Annotated in this window: 12 protein-coding genes; 3 read left to right on the top strand and 9 right to left on the bottom strand. The window is 46.8% G+C overall.

The window, feature by feature from the left end; all coding sequences use genetic code 11:
• Nucleotides 1-84 precede the first annotated feature (84 nt).
• The 9 genes from NSQ20_RS04260 to NSQ20_RS04220 form a co-directional block, all read right to left on the bottom strand.
• Nucleotides 85-1662, bottom strand: a complete 1578-nt coding sequence (locus NSQ20_RS04260; RefSeq protein ID WP_340031894.1) for a glycoside hydrolase family 43 protein — start codon at nucleotides 1660-1662, stop codon at nucleotides 85-87.
• Entirely contained in the window at nucleotides 1659-2558 is a 900-nt protein-coding gene (locus NSQ20_RS04255; RefSeq protein ID WP_340031893.1) for a carbohydrate ABC transporter permease, read from the bottom strand. The genes NSQ20_RS04260 and NSQ20_RS04255 overlap by 4 nt, the downstream gene beginning before the upstream one ends.
• Before the next feature lie 15 nt (nucleotides 2559-2573).
• Nucleotides 2574-3548 (bottom strand): ABC transporter permease subunit, encoded by a 975-nt coding sequence (locus NSQ20_RS04250; protein ID WP_036606005.1) that lies wholly within the window; start codon nucleotides 3546-3548, stop codon nucleotides 2574-2576.
• 135 nt (nucleotides 3549-3683) lie between these two features.
• Nucleotides 3684-5357, bottom strand: a complete 1674-nt coding sequence (locus tag NSQ20_RS04245; protein ID WP_340019260.1) for an extracellular solute-binding protein — start codon at nucleotides 5355-5357, stop codon at nucleotides 3684-3686.
• Nucleotides 5358-5532: 175 nt separating this feature from the next.
• Entirely contained in the window at nucleotides 5533-7107 is a 1575-nt protein-coding gene (locus NSQ20_RS04240; protein ID WP_340031892.1) for a response regulator, read from the bottom strand.
• 11 nt (nucleotides 7108-7118) lie between these two features.
• Nucleotides 7119-8921, bottom strand: coding sequence for a sensor histidine kinase (locus tag NSQ20_RS04235; RefSeq protein ID WP_340031891.1), 1803 nt, complete (start codon nucleotides 8919-8921; stop codon nucleotides 7119-7121).
• A 199-nt stretch (nucleotides 8922-9120) separates the two neighbouring features.
• On the bottom strand, nucleotides 9121-9969 hold the full coding sequence (locus NSQ20_RS04230) for a GNAT family N-acetyltransferase (protein ID WP_340031890.1): 849 nt from the start codon (nucleotides 9967-9969) through the stop codon (nucleotides 9121-9123).
• Nucleotides 9970-10179: 210 nt separating this feature from the next.
• Nucleotides 10180-12360, bottom strand: a complete 2181-nt coding sequence (gnpA, locus tag NSQ20_RS04225) for a 1,3-beta-galactosyl-N-acetylhexosamine phosphorylase (protein WP_340031889.1) — start codon at nucleotides 12358-12360, stop codon at nucleotides 10180-10182.
• A gap of 13 nt (nucleotides 12361-12373) precedes the next feature.
• Nucleotides 12374-13393, bottom strand: coding sequence for a glycoside hydrolase family 88 protein (locus tag NSQ20_RS04220; protein ID WP_340031888.1), 1020 nt, complete (start codon nucleotides 13391-13393; stop codon nucleotides 12374-12376).
• 171 nt (nucleotides 13394-13564) lie between these two features.
• Here NSQ20_RS04220 and NSQ20_RS04215 point away from each other — a divergent pair, with 171 nt between their 5' ends.
• The 3 genes from NSQ20_RS04215 (at nucleotide 13565) to NSQ20_RS04205 (ending at nucleotide 18882) form a co-directional block, all read left to right on the top strand.
• A complete protein-coding gene (locus NSQ20_RS04215) occupies nucleotides 13565-14512 on the top strand; it encodes an AraC family transcriptional regulator (RefSeq protein WP_047840544.1) in 948 nt (315 codons plus the stop codon).
• A gap of 120 nt (nucleotides 14513-14632) precedes the next feature.
• A complete protein-coding gene (locus tag NSQ20_RS04210; protein WP_340031887.1) occupies nucleotides 14633-17764 on the top strand; it encodes an ATP-binding protein in 3132 nt (1043 codons plus the stop codon).
• Nucleotides 17761-18882, top strand: a complete 1122-nt coding sequence (locus NSQ20_RS04205; RefSeq protein ID WP_340031886.1) for a response regulator — start codon at nucleotides 17761-17763, stop codon at nucleotides 18880-18882. Before NSQ20_RS04210 ends, NSQ20_RS04205 begins: the two co-directional genes overlap by 4 nt.
• The last annotated feature ends 82 nt before the right edge of the window (nucleotides 18883-18964 follow it).

Raw genomic sequence — 18964 nt, 5'->3', positions numbered from 1 at the left:
TTGGCAAAAGAACGAAAAAAAGCTCAATCCCTGGACTACCGCCACCGGATTGAGCTTACTTTCTGTTATTCTATCATCTAAATATTATTTATATGAACCATATTCAAACCAGTCAAAGTCCGCTACCTGATCGGAAGAAGTACCGTTGCTGCTGCTGAACATTCCGATACAACAGCCAACAAAGCCGCCGGCTACTTCGGTGCTCAGGCTGCTTGTATCCACCTGTTCCGCCACCAGATGATACTGACTTCCATCCGTGCTGTAATAGAAGTTGAGTTGCTGACCTGTCGCAGCCAGTTTGATATACACTCGCGATACTTCATCATCCAGCGCGATTTGCGCAATGTGGCTATCCTGACCATCTATAACGGTCACCACACGCAGCACCTGCTGATTCTCGACCAGAGCACGCTCAATCCGTACGTGATACAGATCGTTCTGAATGACGACAAGACCAGCCGTTTCGTTGGCATTCCCGGGCACAAATTCCATCGCTGTAGCTGCGACATAATCCATATGCCTTTGACGCAGACAAACAAAGCTGGAATTTTCTTTTTCCTTCAATGTTTGCGGTTTCAGCTTCAGCCGCAAGTATCCTTTTCGTTCGGTTAATGAATATAGATCCTCCTGAGGATTGCGCAGGAACATCCATTGCAAGCCCAGTTTATCACTGTCAAAATGGTCAAAACGCAGTTGCGGCTCTACCGGAACAGGCTTCAAATCCAATGTGCCCTGCTCCTCCAGGATTCCGCGGCCCTCATTAACAACAGGCCATCCGTCCTCCCAAACGACAGAAGCAAGGAACGTCTCCCGCCCCAGGTTGCTATAGCTCCCTCCATATGGACGCGAAGCAAGCATGACCATGAACCATTGACCGTTCGCAGCCTGCACCAAGTCGGCATGTCCTACATTAACAACAGGGTAACGTTTACCCAAATGGCGATGTGTAATGATTGGATTATTCGGATTCCCGACGTATCCTTCGGTCAAACTTTTACTACGAGCAATGGTCACGGCATGGTTTGGCCCTGTGCCTCCCTCTGCAATCAATAAATAGTAATATTCATCGATCTTATACAGATGCGGGCCTTCCGGCCAGATGACATCCACCATCGCCCCGCGCCACAGAACGTAACTGTCTCCCACCAGCTTCATACTGCCCAGATCCAACTCCCGCAGCCACACTTCCCAGTTCCCATTGTAACGAACTCCCTCGGAGCAAGGACGTGTACCAAGGTAATACGCTTTGCCGTCATCGAAGAAAATCGTAGGGTCTATGCCTTCTGCGCCTTCAATAAAATAAGGATCAGACCATGACCCAGCCGGGTCGGTAGCGGTTACAACAAAATTGCCGCCATGTGATACATTGGTTGTAATCATATAGAAGGTGCCTTCATGATACCGGAGCGTTGGTGCGAATATCCCCTGTGAATGGCCTGCTCCCTGAAGATTTAACTGTGAAGGGCGGTCCAACACATTCCCAATCTGTTTCCAATTCACTAGATCACGGCTCTGAAAGATCGGAACGCCAGGAAAATAGGCAAATGTTGATGTCACCAGATAAAAATCTTCACCCACCCGGCATACGGACGGATCTGGATAAAACCCGGGCATAATCGGATTGTTATACGTGCATTTTTCGCCTTGATTTGAATTTTTCATTCTTTTACCCCTCCAATGGTTAGTCCAGTCACAAAGTATTTTTGTAAGAACGGATACAGTAAAACAATCGGCATTGCCGTCACAACCGTGATTGCTGCCCGAATAGATACAGGCGTCACCATGTTGGTTACATTTTTGAATGAATCCACATTGACGGTTCCCCCCTGTGAGGTCGCAGAGGATAACAATTTCATCAGCTCATACTGCAAGGTGGTCAAATTCCGATTTCCCGCCGTGTACAACATGGAGTCAAACCAGGAGTTCCACTGACCTACAGCAATGAACAAAGCGACTGTAGCCAACACCGGCTTGGACAGCGGAAGCACGATGCGCATGAAAATCCGAAAATCTCCGGCTCCATCCATCTTCGCGGATTCTATCAATCCCTCGGACAGTCCCTGAATGTAGGTACGAATGACGATCATGTTGAACACCCCGATCAACCCGGGAATAATGTATACCCAGAAGCTGTTCAGCAGCCCCACTTGTTTGATCAGCATGTATCCCGGAATTAAACCACCGCTGAAATACATCGTCATGACAAACAGCGTTGTGACCAATTTGTTGAACATATACTCCTTGCGGCTCAGCACATAGGCCAGCATGGCTGTACAGAACAGCTGTACAACCGTTCCCACCACAGTTCTGGCGACCGAAACAAATGCGGCTTGTGTCAGATTCGGGTTTTGGAATACGGAGACGTAATTTTGCAGCGTCCATTCCCTCGGCCAGAGATAGATCCCCCCGCGGATCGTATCCAGCCCGTTATTGAAAGATACGGAAATGGTGTTTAAAAAAGGATATAACGTAACAACCATGACAAGCAACATAAATATGCCATTGGTGATGGAAAAAATAGAGTCACCCAAGCTTCGTTTTCTGCTAAATCGCTTCACAGTTCTGCCCCCTTATCATATCAATCGCTCTTCACCAAGAGACTTGGCAATCCCGTTGGCGATAAATATGAGCACCAGACTGACCACACTTTTGAAAATGCCTGCTGCGGTGGCAAGTGAGTAGTTGCCGAGATTAATCCCGTATTTCAAAACAAAAATGTCGATCGTCTCGGATACATCCTGCACAAGTCCGTTCCCCAGCAAGTATTGAATCTCAAAACCTGCGTTCAGTACGTTACCAACGTTGATGATAAGCAGGATAATAATCGTTGGTTTGATGCTTGGAAGTGTGACATTGAACATTTTACGAAACCGTCCGGCTCCGTCGATGGAAGCTGCCTCGTACAAGCTCGGATTAATCGACGCCATGGCCGCCAGATAAATAATCGTACCCCAGCCAATTTCCTTCCACATGCTGGACAGACCTACAATCCCCCAGAAGTATTTGGGTTCGGCAAAAAAATTGATCGGTGCATCAATCAGGCCCAATTTCGTCAACAGCACATTCACTATTCCTGTTTCCGTTGATAATACATTCGCAACAATACCTGTTACGATGATCCACGATAGGAAATGTGGAAGGTAGGAAACCGTCTGTACCACGCGTTTGAACAATACCATTCGCAGTTCATTCAATAAGAGCGCCAGACCAATCGAGCCGACAAATCCCAGGAACAGACTGATCAGGCTCATCGCAAGCGTATTGCGAATGACACGTAAAAATGTAGGGTCCGTGAATAACGTTCGAAAATGATCCACCCCCACCCAATCCTGCTCCATAAAACCAATGCCCGGTCTATAATTCTGAAACGCCATCAACCAGCCCCATAATGGTCCATACGCAAAAATAGCGATAAACGCAATAAACGGAAATGACATCCACATTAATTGTCGCTGACTTTTCATTCTGGACAGGTTGTACCCGATCCAGCTTGTTCCCGCTGGGATATGGCTGGTTTTTAACGAAGGCTGCAACTCCTTTTTGGCCATGTTTTTCTCTCCTTGCTTACGAGTTTATCTATATCACCCAGTCTGGGTGAATCGATTCCATTCCTATCCAATCTCCCAATCTAGCGTGTAAGAAAGGCTACGGGGTTCCCCATAGCCTTTCTGTGTGACAGGCCTTTATCCCCACAGTTCCATACGTCTGCGGACTTCTTCCGTCAGCGCATCTTCATACGCTTTAATATCTGCACTTTCCTTGAGCGTGGCTTGATATTCTTCCCAAGCCTTATCAAATTCGGCTGGTGAAGTCATAATCACTTTGGGCAGCCATTTGCGTTTTACATCGTCCATTTTCTGTCTGGCGATGGTCTCCGGTTTATTCGGTTCAAAATTATAGGTATAGATTGGGAACCACGGTTCATTTTCCTCCGCAGGCTCAAGGAAGTCGGTAAACTTCGTATATCCATAAGCCTTCAGCACTTTTTTGTCGATGTCATTCAATGTAGCAAGATACTCCTCCGGCTGCTCCTTAGGGTCAAGGGCATTTTTCCCGTCAGCGGTCATGCCTTCATGATGCGGGAAATAGACCAACGGGCTTCCCGTGTTTGCCAGCACCCAGTCCGGATCTTTGGAATTCGCACGTTGCTCTTCATTCCTGGAGAACACGCCTTTGTCATCTACTTGGTAATCCACGCCTTCCTGTCCCCAGGTTCTCAATACCTCCATCTCAGGGTCCAGCAAATCATTAATATATTGAAGTGCTCCCTCGATATCCTCGCAGCTCTTTGTAATGGCCAGGCCACCATTCACGTTAAGGATTGGATTGTTCTGATAACGCCCTTTAACATCCTCGGAGAGTGTAATGGACAACGGTACATAGGTTTTGTCATACAATTTTTGCTTCACGAGTGATGCCTCGGCGTCAAGGAACTGCCATCCTTGATCCACCATGCCCAGCACACGTCCGGTTGAAATTTTGGAGATATATTGATCATAGTTTGCTGTAAAGGTTTCGTTATCGACCAAACCTTGATGATATACCTCATTGATCTTCTTGAAATATGCCTTCGCTTCCGGAATGGTATTATAGTTTTTGGCCGTCAGCGTTTCTTTATCAACGATGGCTGCGCCTTCGTTAGGATAACCAGCCATGAAGAGCGGAGGGTTCTCCAGTGCGAAATAACGCCAGTCATAGGAGATAATTTCAAATCCAATGGTTGGCTGACCATCAACGGTCGGGTGAGCTGTTTTATACCGTTCAATCAAGTCGAAGTATTGGTCAAGCGTTTTGATTGTCGGATAATTATCCCACTCCAGTACGGCCTTCTGAATCCAGAATGCTTCTCCGTCATGGGATACTTTCATCGACTTTTCTTGTATATTGCCGAATTGAGGAATGAAGTAGATATGTCCATCCGTCGTATTTTTCATCTTCTTCCAGTCTTCGCCCAGGTAATTTTTGATGTTTGGATATTTATCGATGTAATCCTCAAGAGGTACTAACGCTCCTGCTGCTACCAGTTGCTGAGTACCATCACTCCCATCGATAAAATCGGGATATTCGCCGCCTGCAATGAGTACACCAATCCGCTCTTTGGCTGTTTGGCCCGTAAGCCAGTCCATCGTGACTCTGGCGCCTGTTTTCTCCTCAATAGCCTTTAACACCCGATTATCGTCAGGCGCAATTTTTCCCGGTACGGCAAAAAATGCGGAAAATTGTTTCAATTCCCTTCCATCTGCTGTCTTTTCCCCTTTCGAGGACGATCCCGGTGTACATCCAGTGAGTGCGATGACCAGTATTAAAGCGAGCAGAGCACTATACTTGATTCTTTTTCTAACATCCTTTTTCATCATGACCCCTCCATCGATTATATTGACAGAAGCTTTTTGGAAAGCGCTTTCCAAAGGCTGACTTAAAATTATCATGCTTCCATGCCCCTCTCAACGGGATAAACTATAGATGGAATCCCACTAATTCCAGCATCTGCGAAAAAAAATATCCCGCCGCTCCTTCAAGGAGTGCAGGATGTTAATCAAGAGAGTACGCAGCATGGGCACTTTTACGATATTGTGCAGGAGTCTCCCCCATGAGTTTCTCGAACCGGCTAATAAAGTAATCGGAATCCCGATATCCCACCATTGTTGCGATTTCGTATACTCTTTGATCTGTTCTGCGCAACAGCCGGGCGGCTTCCTCAATACGCAATTGATTCAAATAATCACTGAAGCTGATCGAGAAATGCTTTTTGAAAATCTGACCCAGATATGCACTATTCATGTAAAACTGCTCCCCAAGCAATTTCAGGCTGATATTTTCTCTGTAATGCTCGTGAATGAAGGCCTCGATTTTGGCTAATACGCCCATCGCATTTGACTTTTGCTGCTCCTTCAGTTTCTCTGCGCACATGAGCGAGAATTCGCATAAATGTTCAATGTTTTCCTCCATGGATAACATCGCGTAGTTCACCTTCAGAAAAGTCGATTCCATCAACCCCGAATCTGGAGTAACCGTATCGTTATTCACGAGATCCAGCAATGTGTATGCCAAATAATGCAAGTGAATGCGGACAATACCAGGCTCGATTCGCTCATCCAGAAAAAATCGAAAAATGGCCTTTGCATGACTGTATAACTCATCCGTCTGCTGTTCCTCAATAGACTTGACTAGCCCATCAAATAATTGTTTTTCGAACTGTCCCGGCCGATTAACAAATAAGATCGTATCCATAAGTTCGAAGTAATAAATGGGCCTGCAAGTGGTGAAGAAACGTAAGCTTTTCATTATGCCGCAGGATTGATAAGACTCGTGCAGCGCCTCCAACTCATGTACTTCCTTCCCGACATAACAAGCAATAGCCGCCTCTTGACCATGGCTCAGATCGGCATGTAATCGGGTCAAATATTGCTCCAAGGTCACTGCCTCACGGTTCACCATCAGGTCCGTAACCATAAGCAGAACCGCATTTTTATCACCTGTGAAGGGTTTCAAAATTTGTCCCGGCAAGGGCTTGCCCACCCATGCCTCAACCCGAGCGCACCAATCCGTTCCCTGTTCTGGACCGGCTTCCGCCTCAATCAGGATGCAACGCAGTATGCCGACATCTTGATAGTGGGGCTGCAGACTCGTAACAGCATCCTCCTCAGCCACCCCAAGCAAGATTGACTGCATATGCTGAGCCATAATAATTCGATCTTTTTTTTGCTGATATCGCTTCTCTTCCGTCCGCGCATTAAATGCGACCCTGAACTCCTCAAGCACCTGAACCAGTTCGGTCTTCACAATAGGCTTGAGAATGTAGTCATCCACCTGGTATTTAATCGCCTGCTTGGCATATCCGAACTCATAGAATCCACTTAGAAGAATCAGCTTGATGTCACCGTTATATTGCTCGTACAAGGTTTTGGCAAGCTGCATTCCGTCCATTTCCGGCATCTTAATGTCGGAAATCACCAGATCGGGCTGCATAGCGCGTATGCACTCCAATGCCTGCATGCCATTGGAAGCCTGACCGCAAATCTGAAACCCGTAAGACTCCCAATCAATTAACAATAGAAGTCCTTGGCGAATAAATGGCTCATCGTCCACAATCAGCACGTTGATCATATCCTCGCTCCTTATTCTTGAGATGCCTGCATAAGAGGAATTTGAATGCCAATCGTTGTTCCCTTCCCCTTTTCACTGAATATGTGCACCTGAACGAAATCATCAAAATACATCCGCAGCCGAATATATGCATTCATCATACCAATGCTGCTAAGCTCGCTCATCCGATCCATACTCGGGTCTTGCATCATTTTGCGGAGCGAGGCCAGCTTGTCCTGATCCATACCGACTCCGGTATCTCGAATGGAAATGTACAGCTCATTACTTCGAATTTCGAATAATACCTCCACGACCCCATCATTCGACGTCCCCTCAATACCATGGATACAAGCATTCTCCACAAAGGTGAGAACGGTTAGCTTGGGTATCATCATGGCAGCAATGGATTCGTCTGTGATCCGGATTGCAAATTGCAACTTTTCACCAAAGCGATACTGCTGAATACTCAGATAACTCTCCACAAAATTGATTTCCTCTGCAATTGTAATCAGATCATCGCCCCAATTGATCGTCTGACGTAACAGCAGTGCCAGTTTATGAATGACATCGGAGGTTTCAAGCTCGTCCTTGATCAAACTCCGCATACGGATCGTTTCAAGCGTGTTGAACATGAAATGGGGATTCACCTGACTCTGAAGGGCTTTCAGCTCCGCCTGCTTTTTGGAGAGCTCAAGGGCTTGCCGCTCCACCTGGCCCTTAAACACAATCTCAATCAGGTTCTTGATCTTGATGACCATCATGTTATAACTATGGGTCAGGCTGCCGATCTCGTCTTTGCCCACAGGTCCCGATATCACCTCAAATTTCTCATGCTTCACTTGATCCAGGTGTTTCGCTATCCGATCAACTCTGATGACCAGTGATCTGGATATCAACCAGATTAGCAGTGTCGGCACCAACAGATTAAGAATGATTAGTAAAGTCAAATTAAGCTTGGAATTAACAATCTCCGACAGAACGTCCAATTTCTCCGTGCTGACGACAATCTGCCAATCCTCGGATACGACGGGGATCGATTGCATCGATTGAACAGGGTCAATTGGACTGTTTGCAATCAGATTAAACGGCTTGCGCGTCTGATTCATTTTTGAATCGTTCGAGAAAATGACCCTGCCATCCGAAACGACATACACCTTCCCATTTGCTCCCTCATTTTTAAGCGATTTGTTGATGAAAGCGTAGTCCAGATCAACCTTTAACACCTTTTCAACCTGCTGCTCCCCAAAGTAATCCAGCTTACGAATAATGCTTACTTTGCGTCCTCCCTGACTTTGCGACATCTCCGCCTGCTGTTTGTCAAAATACGAATAGATCATGATATGGTCGCTCGTGTTCATCAGCGCTTGATACCAATCACTTTTCTTCACCTCATCATCCAGCTTAATGAAGTTTCCTCCATTGACGAAGGTATCATTGCCAACATAAAACGTAATTTGATTCACCTGCTGGTAGCTGTAGTAGTACCTGACCAGATTGTTGTTGCTAAGCATATCATAGTAGGCAGAGTAATAGTCTTCCTGATCGCGATACTTGAACTCCATGAACCGGTTCAGCGTTCCATCGGTATAGAGAAAATTGGACACATACAAGCTATTGTCTATACTGTTCCGCAGGTTGAACTTGATCCTTTGCTGCATTTCATTGAATCGGCTATGCTCCTTCTCTTCAATGTTACCTTTGATGCTTTGGTAAAACACGGTATTTGTGACCAGGACCGGGACCAGCACACAAAAAATGAACAATATGTACAACTTGGTTTTGAGACTCCAATCATCCAGAAACTGAATACGCTTACAGTATTTCTTTCGGCTCATGTTATGTCTTTGTCTCCTCTAACCATGTCATATATCAACATTATTATAACGAGTACAGGATGGGTTGGATACTGTAATCCAGGATTTCCGGGAAGCCTTTAATCAACCTCCCGTTCAACTGGCCCAACAAGACAGACACTAACACCCCACATATTTTCGTATGAACCCGATCTGATCTTAAGTCGAAACGACGATCACGTTATAATTTCAAGAGCATTTCGTACTGGCCCACATGATATGAAAAACCTGATTTGACCAAGAGGAAATCTTCCATCGGTTTCAGATGAGACTCCACATTGAGGACACTGATTCTAGGAGATTCTGTGCGTTGGACCATCTCTGTCAGGATGCTGCTTGCAATACCTTTGCCCCGGTAATTTTGGTTCACTGCAAGCTGTGGAACATCACCTGTTTTTTGATCTATAATGCCATAGCCAACAATGCTTTGATCCTGACGTGCAACCACATAGATAAAAGCTTCCGGTAAAGCGTAGATGGAATCAATTGAATTTTGCCAGGAGGGCTCCACATCCCAAAATTCCTTAAACTGCTCCACATCGATTCTCTCCACACATTCCACCGTGCAGGTCGTTTGCGGTATGAATTGATCTTTTTGCAACTGGAAACATGAAAATTCCCTTTGAATTTTGAAGTTTTGTTTACTGTACAGCTGAACTGCAGATTCGTTGGATTGGATGACTTCCAGCAAATATTGCTCTACATTTTTTTCTTTTAACAGCTTTTGAATATTCAAGAGCAGATCGCTTGTAATGCCTTGCCGCCTGCAATCTTTTACAACGCCTGTCCCAAGATCATATGCAGTTGTCTTTCCATTCCAGCTTCGAAGTCCATTGATAACAAATCCGACCATTCTCTCATCTTTAAAGGCTCCCATAGATATTTCGGGGTGATAACCCCTTCGTTGAAGCATCTGTTGAAACTTCCAAAAAGGTAAATCCATTTTAACCTGGTAGTCGGAGAACGCATCCACAAACGCCTCGTGAAGTGTCTCCATGCTTATTGTGTCCAACAATTTATAACTGTACATTAGGGCACTCTCTCCTTTAAAAAGATGAAAACAATAAAATATTAGGGCTCATGATCCCTATCCTTATTTAAATATTCTACTAAATAGTGTTAACACTATAAAGTAATATCCGTACGATAAAATCTGCTTTCTTCAGAGTTTTCAGACACGTCCTAATAACTAAAATAGACCGCTTCCTGGTTAAGGAATACGGTCTATGGAGTCATTATTCTATGGGGATACCGATTTTGTTAAACCAATTTTGGTGATCACCGTATCATACGGCTCCAATTCCACGGTCTGTTTTCCATGCTCTGTATTGATCGTCGTGGACTGAACCTGATTGCTATTATTGATCACAACCAATATGTTGCTCTCGGGGTAGTAGGCGCACTCGGTATACAAGTTATCCGTGATGTACTTTGTTTCATGGAATTCATTGCCCGCAAATCGAATCAAATTCAGAAGTAGTCTTGTATTTTCCCAGCTGAATTCGAAGGAAGGCAGGTAGATCCCTTTTCCTTTTCCAAAAGCATGTGTGGACAGTGTGATCTGACCATCCGTTTCATTCACTACAGCTGCTGATCCATCAGTAAGATAAATGTTATCTTTCGGAAGTATGCTGGCCCCCTCAGGCACCAAACCATACTCATCATTAACTTCATACGACCATTTTCCATGAACAACCCTTGCACCTGTATCCTCATCTACCCCAAGCACATGAGCCATTCTAAAATAGCTGTCGTACCCGTCCATTGCCGAAGGCTGGTTAATGCCAATAAAGGTACCACCCTCATACACCCATTGTGTCAATAAGTCCACAGACTTGTGGTCACTCCATTGCTCTCCACCGCTCCATGCTGAACCTGCAGAGCCGGCATTGATGACGACATCTATATCCTTCAATGCGCCCTGACGAATATCACCAAAATCAATAAACTGCACGTCAACAGGCAACCCGGCTAATGCCTCATTCACATGAATCAGATCATGCATATGCGTTTCATGAAAATGACCGGACAAGGTCCACGATCTTAACTTGCCCCAGCTATGCAGCACGGCTACCTTTGTCTTGATCTGATAAGGCTTTCCAGCCTGATGTAGCTCTTTCATTTCCCTGAATTCATGGGCAATCTTCTCGATATAATCCACAAAGTCCGGGTAAGGCTCAACCAGATGCAAATATCCACCCAGTCCAATCCGGTCAATCGACTCACGCAGCAGCGCACGCCGGATATTAATCCAATATTTCTTCGCATCCAGGGTAGGGTCTCCTCCCTCTTTGAAGGTAGGAAGCCCGCCTAAGCCAACTGGGAACAAGTAGGGATGCAAGCGAATCTCATGGGTATCAGCCTTAACGCCCGAGCACATTCTTGCCTCGTAACCGGAGAACACACATTTGATCATGCCGTCGAATCCAAACTCCTCAAAGCGGTCATTATACGGCTCCATGCCTACCCAGCTGTCATCATAGAAGACATACGCCAGCTTGTCATGATTGTGTACAATATCAATTAACTTTTTACCGAATTCAATGACAAAATCATTGATAAATGCCATCCAGTCCAGTTTGCGCTGATTCGCAGGCATATGAGTGACCTGATATTTACCACCATTCACAAAGTCCTCAGCTGAGAGTGAATACCCATATTTTTGAGCAAACAGATCCAGCGCTCTCGAACTTACCGTGAAATCGTATGAACCCCAATCCGAGAACAGATGGCGATTCCGCTCATCACTGCCCCAGATCCAGGCGAAGTTATAAAATAGGGACGTAAAACGTACAACCGTTGTTTCCGGGTGTTCTTGGCACCACTTTTCCATCCAATCCAGCAAATAGGTTTGGGTGTCTGTATAGATCGGGTCAATCTGCATCAGATGCTCTTTGTCCCAATTATTCGTCGTGTGATTGTACATGGAAATCTCTTCCCATATCCGATAAACCATGAAACTCACCGTGTATTTATGCCAAGGAGCAACGCCGGTAATGACAACATTGCCAGATTCCCTTTCATAATTCCACTGTCCTCTAGGCACCTCTTCCCCAGTCGTTCGATCATAAACTTGCCAATATTTAAACGCTTCTTTCGAATCATTCACCCTGAATTGTTCAGCGAAGAAGTCCTCCATCAGATAGATGGATACATAATCTTGCACAGCAACCTTCGGATTCGTAATGAGAAAACATTGCTGCAACTTATCCAGATTACGGGATGCCCACTCATTATGATCCCGAATAATGCAAATGGTTGAATAGATGCCGTATCCGGCATTGATAATCTCATCGGACAACTTTGTACCGTCACTGTCACGGATCACATCGGCACCCCAGCGGTTGGCAAGTTCAAGCGTCAGTGCTTCATAACCGGATTCTCCCGGTAGTGTAAAGGAGCCTTTGGTTAATTTGGACATTTGGGTTCCCTCCCTATCTCAACATATCGGACAGAAAAGCGAGTGCCAGGCCCTGACCCCAGCCCTGAATCCAGTCTTTTGGAATATTGCGATAGCCATCCCGATCCTTCATCACCGCCGTACCGCCAGATACACCAAGCACGCGCCCATCTTCGCTAATGTTGTTCAGGATGCCTTCCAGTGCCTTTTGCACGTATTTGGTATGCAATGGATTACCGTTATTGATCATGGCTGCTGCAATACCCGCGGAAGCTGACACCTCTTCATACGATTCTTCGTCATCCAGAACCGTACGCCACAAGCCATTCTCGGTCTGTACCAGCTTGAGAGCCGCCAATTGATCACGAAGGGCACACTCTACATCCATACATTGCGGATACAAGTACCAGTCGTTCAATTGCGGTTTCACTTGAGACATCGTATAGGCTCCCCAAGCGTTCGCTCTGCCCCAATAAAATCCGGACATGTGGTCCTTGTTAATATTGTTATAACCGTGATACCACAGACTGCTGCTCGGATCTTGCAGGTATTTGATATGCCAGTAATACTGATTCAGCGCATCCTGGATCATGGCTTCATCTTTTAATTTGCTACCTACGCGAAGCAGGAAAAATGCCGCCATAAACAAGGTGTCCGCCCAAGCCTGTTCCGGAAAATCATTGGAAACCGATACCGTATGCTGAAGCACATTGTCTCCAAAGCGAAGTGCATGATTCTGGAGATAATCGACTTTGCTGAGGACAATATCCCAATATTTCTGATCCCCGGTTTCTTCATATAAAGTGATGAGCACATGGCCCATAGCACATGTATTTACCGTCCAACTTGGCAACCCCAGCTCGATATATTCGTCTGCCCATTTCACCAGCCTGTCCAGAATCTCTTGGTTGCCTGTCGTTTGATAGGCTCTGGATACACCATAATAAGCCACTCCACCGGGCCAATCCCATGTCAGATCCATATCCAGTGTTTTCTTGGTAACGTTCTCGATTACGTTTAGAATCTGTTCTCTGTCATATTTCACTTGAAGCATTGTTATTCCCCTCTCCCTGCGCACACGCCCCCAAGTGCGCCCTGAGAGGTGTCCGTCCATTTTTGTAAACGCTTTACTTATCCCATTGTACGCAGTAAAATAGTCTCAATCTAAGCATATTCATAACAAAACTGTGCAATTTCAATCATTTATACATAGGAGTCCTCGAAAATGTCCAAACCGAAGAAACCGGTCATCGAATATCGTCACTACAGCCTGCCCATTGATTTCCCTGTCCTGTTACTCAGTGGAGACCGCTGGAGAATATCCGATATCAAGAGTGAGCATCTTCATTTCCATAACCACATGGAGATTGGCATCTGTTATTCCGATGGAGGCATCATGGAGATTAAGGGAGAATCTGTGCCTTTTCGAGCAGGGGACATCACGTTCATTCCCCGATATCTTCCGCATACCACATACAGTTCACCTAATAACGCCAGCCTGTGGGCTTATATCTTTTTTTCACCGGAAGAACTCTTCCGTCATTCGCTCAAAACAGCACAAACTCACATTGAACCGAATCTATGGGCGATTCAGGGAACCAATTGCATTCTGAATAAGGAACAGCATCCCAAAATTCATATGCTCGCAACTTCAATCGTTGAAGAAATGAAGCAGCAGTCCCCCTACTATCGGGAGAGCGCGTACGGCTTGTTGATGTCTCTATATATCGAACTGCTTCGAATTCATGCGAGCAGCGAACGCTTGTCATCTCAGGATCACGAACGGGAAAGAGACCTCCAAGGTGACTTGGTCATCTCACCCGTGCTGGAGTTTATCACCAAAAACTATATGATGCCTGTGACCATCGATTACCTCGCTGATCTGTGTCATCTGAGTACAACGCATTTTCGCCGCAAGTTCCATGAAATTATGGGAACCACGCCGCTTGATTTTCTGAACAGTACCCGGATTGAAGAGGCATGCAAGCGATTAAAAAGCACCGAGGCCTCCATTCTGTCCATCTCCGAGCAGGTCGGCTTCCGATCCATCTCCAGCTTTAACCGCTGCTTCGCCAAACTGATGGGCGAATCGCCTAAAGCCTGGCGCAAAGGCGCTCATACAGAAGCACAGTCTGCAAAAGCCTCAATATTGGAATTCACGGGGTGGGTATGAAGGAATTTGTCGAAATGTGATTGCGCCCCCCAGAGATATTCGCTACAATGCCGATAGAATACAAGAGATTTTGTCCGAAGCTACCAAAGGATTGAACAATCTCTAAAGGAGCAGCATTTCGTGTTATTAAAAATTTCAGGCGTTGTCCTGACTGTTTTACTCGCTATTACCGTACTGCTGCTGTCAACGATCAGAGAACCACAATCTGCTGCGCTTCATGCCCGTCAAGGTGTTCTGGACCTCTCGGCCTGGGACCCTGAACAAGACGAGCGGATCAAGCTGGACGGGGAGTGGGAATTTTACTGGGAGCGATTGCTTCCTGACGAATCTGCAACATCGAATCAGGCTGGTCCAACGAAAGCACCCGACACCTATGCAACCGTTCCCGGCTCCTGGAATCGACTTAAAGTGGATGGTGAACGACTGCCAACCCACGGCTTCGCCACGTATCGACTGGTACTGCGTAATGCACCTGTTGAGGGAACACTGGCGATCAAAAAAATGAACATCCGTTTTGCCAGCGAGATCTACATTAATGGCAACAAGCTGCTGGAAGACGGGCATGCCGTGGCAAAATCCGCAGGTTACCGACCAGGCAACTCCCCCCAGATTGGCTTTTTCCCCTATCATGGCGGTGACATTGAGATTTTGATTCGGGTGGCTAATTACGATTACACGGACTCTGGCATTCCGGGTCCGCTCTTTTTTGGCGAACAAGCAGCCATGCTGAAAAAACATCAATTCAACACAGCTATCGAATTTGGCACGCTTGCTGTACTGGGTACCATTTCGATCATATTCCTCATCAGTTACCTAGGGTCTGCACTCTACCGAAACAGAGACGATTCCCTGCTACTGATTGGTCTAATCTGTCTGCTGTATGCACTTTATAACGGCATGATCAGCGAACGTGTGTTATCCATGGTGGGCACGGAAATTTCCTTTAGCACACTCTATAAATTAAAAGATTTCTGCTCCGTGGCATGTCTGGGTCTGTTAACCTTTTACTTCTACCGATTCAAAACAGGCATCCTGTCCGGTTTGCTCACGGCGGTGATCCTGATCATCTTCGGAGCTTACTTATGTATGGTCGCGCTCCTGCCTATTTCCATCTATGGGCTGGCTGCACCTTACGTCGTCGTTATGTACACGTTGCTGTTAATCTGGTTGCTGTATCAATGTGCAAAACAGTTCCTAACTAGTGAGAAGGGCGAACGGCTGTCTACTTTTCTGTGGTACGCAGCTCTCTTAAGCATCATGCTGTATTGTCTGGACATTAATCTCTTCTCGATCTCGCTCAAGGAAAATATGAACATCGGGCAGGCTTCCATTGTCCTGTTCAGCATCCTGATGCTATTTCTAGCGGTGCTTCGGTTCTTCGAGGCCTATCGTACGGTCCGCACCCTCAAAGATCAGTTGCTCTTGCTGGACAAGGTGAAGGACGACTTCCTGTCCAATACTTCGCATGAGCTCAAAACACCGCTGAACGCGATTGTTAACATCAGTGAAAGCCTGCTTAAAGGCGCAGAAGGTCCCCTTACCGATGAGCAAGCGCACAATCTGGCGATCGTGACGGGAAGTGGCAGACGATTAACCTATCTGGTCGATGAATTACTGGATTATTCGAAAATGAAACATGGCGACATCCCGCTCCACCGGTCTTCGACCGATCTGTACTCGTTTGTCGAATCGGTCATGCGTATGCACTCCTTCCTGCTTGGCGCGAAAAAGGTGGAGCTTATCAACCGCATCCCGGCGCATTTCCCGCCGATCTATGCAGACGGCAACCGACTGATTCAGATTTTGCATAATCTGATCGGCAATGCTGTTAAGTTCACGGAACGTGGCACGGTAAGCATCAAAGCTACGGTTGTGCAAGGCAAAGCGGAAATACGCATTGTGGATACCGGCCGTGGTATCGGTACGGACAAGCTGGAACATATCTTCCTGCCGTTCGAGCAGGAAGCGGATACGGGGCCAGTCGTTGCTGGAGGCACCGGTCTAGGACTAAGCATTACACGCAAGCTGGTCGAGCTGCATGGCGGAACCATTCATGCGGAATCAGCACCCGGCATGGGTGCTACGTTCATCCTGACCTTTCCGCTGGCAGAGAATAAAGGAGAGAAACGTTCCAACGTCATGCCACTTACCATCGCTCCTACAGGTCCTGGTAATCGGCTACTCCGGTTCGAAGAACCAACGATTGTACAAGGGAATAAAGACGAATGGATCATCGTTGTGGATGACGACTCGGCTAATTTGCAGACAATAGTGAATCTCTTGAAGCTGGAAGGTTACAGTTATGCGGTCACTTCACGCTCCCCTTCCGTACTGGAGTTGCTGGACAAACTACCTGCCGTGCATCTCGTCATTGCTGATATCATGATGCCTGACATGTCGGGTTACGAATTGCTGGAACGGATCAGGGAGCGCTTCTCTCCTTCCGAGTTACCTGTACTCATGTTGACGGCGAGTAATAAAGCTAATCAATTGAAGCTGGCCTTGGAGAAAGGCGCCAATGATTTTGTATCCAAGCCGTTCGAATCGGAGGAACTGCTGGCACGGATCGGCGGTTTGACTCGGATGAAAACATCCGTCCAAGCTGCGCGAGATGCGGAAATATCTTTTTTGCGGTCACAGATGAACCCGCACTTTCTGTATAACGCCCTGAACGCCATTGCCGAATTGTGCGTGGATGCGCCAAATCGGGCAGAACAATTGATTTTGCAATTATCGAGTTACTTACGACGGAGTGTGCACTTTAAACATCTGGACTCAAAAACTAGCCTAATGAACGAACTGGAGATGATCGAGGCATACGTAGCGATTGAGCAAGCCCGCTTTGGCTCAAGGTTGGAGGTCATTATCGATGTGGATGCGGATGTGAACCGGAACATGGACATTCCACCGCTCACGTTACAGCCCCTGATCGAAAACGCAATTCGGCATGGGCTGATGTCCAGCATTCGCGGTGGTCGGGTCATGTTGTCTATCCGCAATCTGAATGATACGGAAACACGGTTCACCATCGAGGACAACGGAATCGGCATAACCAAGCAACGAATGGATGAGATTCGGCAATCCACGGACGGCAGTAACGGCGTTGGACTATGGAATATTTCCAGCCGGTTGAACCTGCTGTATGGTAGACACCTTCAGATGGAAAGTCTGGACGGCGAGGGAACGCGGATTACATTTGATCTTCCAAATCAACGTCTAAGCACAGATGGGAACGGGGGTTATGAAACATGAAGATGAAAGTCATCATCGTGGACGATGAGGATTTGTCGCTGAAGCGACTGAATCGCATTTTGACAGAAAGCGGAGAAGTCAAGGTATCTCGTGCGTTTCATGACCCGGAGGAAGCCTGTGAATATGCGGCAGAGAATAGCTTCGATGCGGCATTTCTGGACATTACGATGCCTCGCATCTCGGGTATGCAACTCATTGGTGAACTGCGTAAACATCATCCTTCGCTTCCAATCGTGCTGGTGACCGGTTATGAGGAATATGCGGTGCAGGCCTTCGACAAAGAGGTCATCGATTACGTCATCAAGCCGGTCACGGCTGAGCGACTGAACCGCAGCATCAAACGGTTGCAGGAAAAGCTTCACAAGTCCGTGACAACACCTGAACCAGCGGTGCCTGGACCCAAACTGAACGTTCGTCTGTTCGGTGAATTCACCGTGTTCGGCGGTGCTGGAGCAGACAGTCCCATCAAGCTTAGAACGCCCAAAACCGAAGAGTTACTTTCATTCTTGCTGTATACCAAATCAACCACCCGCGATGCCTTGGCCGATACGTTGTGGAAAGACCTCAGTCCGCAGAAAGCCTGGACTAACATCAGTTCCACACTGTACTACGTGCGGCGTGCCATCGGCGATAATAGTGACGTGCCGATTATTCTCAAGGACCGGAACGGTATCCGGATCGATCGGGAAGCGATTAACTGTGATCTGTACGAGTTCGAGAATTTGTTCCGGCAGATGCGTCAGGCCTCGGCACATCGCCCCGAGCTCTTCGAGCGGATGGATACGTTGTATACGGGTGAACTTCTGAAAGGAAGGCATTATGAGTGGGCTTTTGCGTGGTCCAGACAGCTGGAACTGGATTTCATCATGACGATGGAAACTGCGGCCCACTATCACGCGAAGGCAGGCGAGCCGTTACGGGCGCTGTATTATTTTGAACGTATCCTCCAGATTGATTCGATTCGGGAAGATATTCATCGCGAGATCATCCTGCTGTATCTGTCGCTTGGACGAAGAACCGAAGCGCAGCGACAGTATCTGGTGCTGGAGGAATTGCTCCAAGAGGAGCTTGGCTCCAGTCCGGCAGCAGATATCAAACAACTGTTGCGACAATCATGAAACAGCAAAAAGCCCATGCCTTGGCATACTGAACTGCTCCCATCGTAGTCTTCTACGGTCTACTATGACAGGGAACAGTTCA

It is taken from the genome of Paenibacillus sp. FSL K6-1122, from assembly GCF_037977015.1.
Classification (GTDB): Bacteria; Bacillota; Bacilli; order Paenibacillales; family Paenibacillaceae; genus Paenibacillus; species Paenibacillus amylolyticus.
Note: the sequence above shows the minus strand (reverse complement) of the source record. Positions and strands in the feature narration are given on the sequence as shown.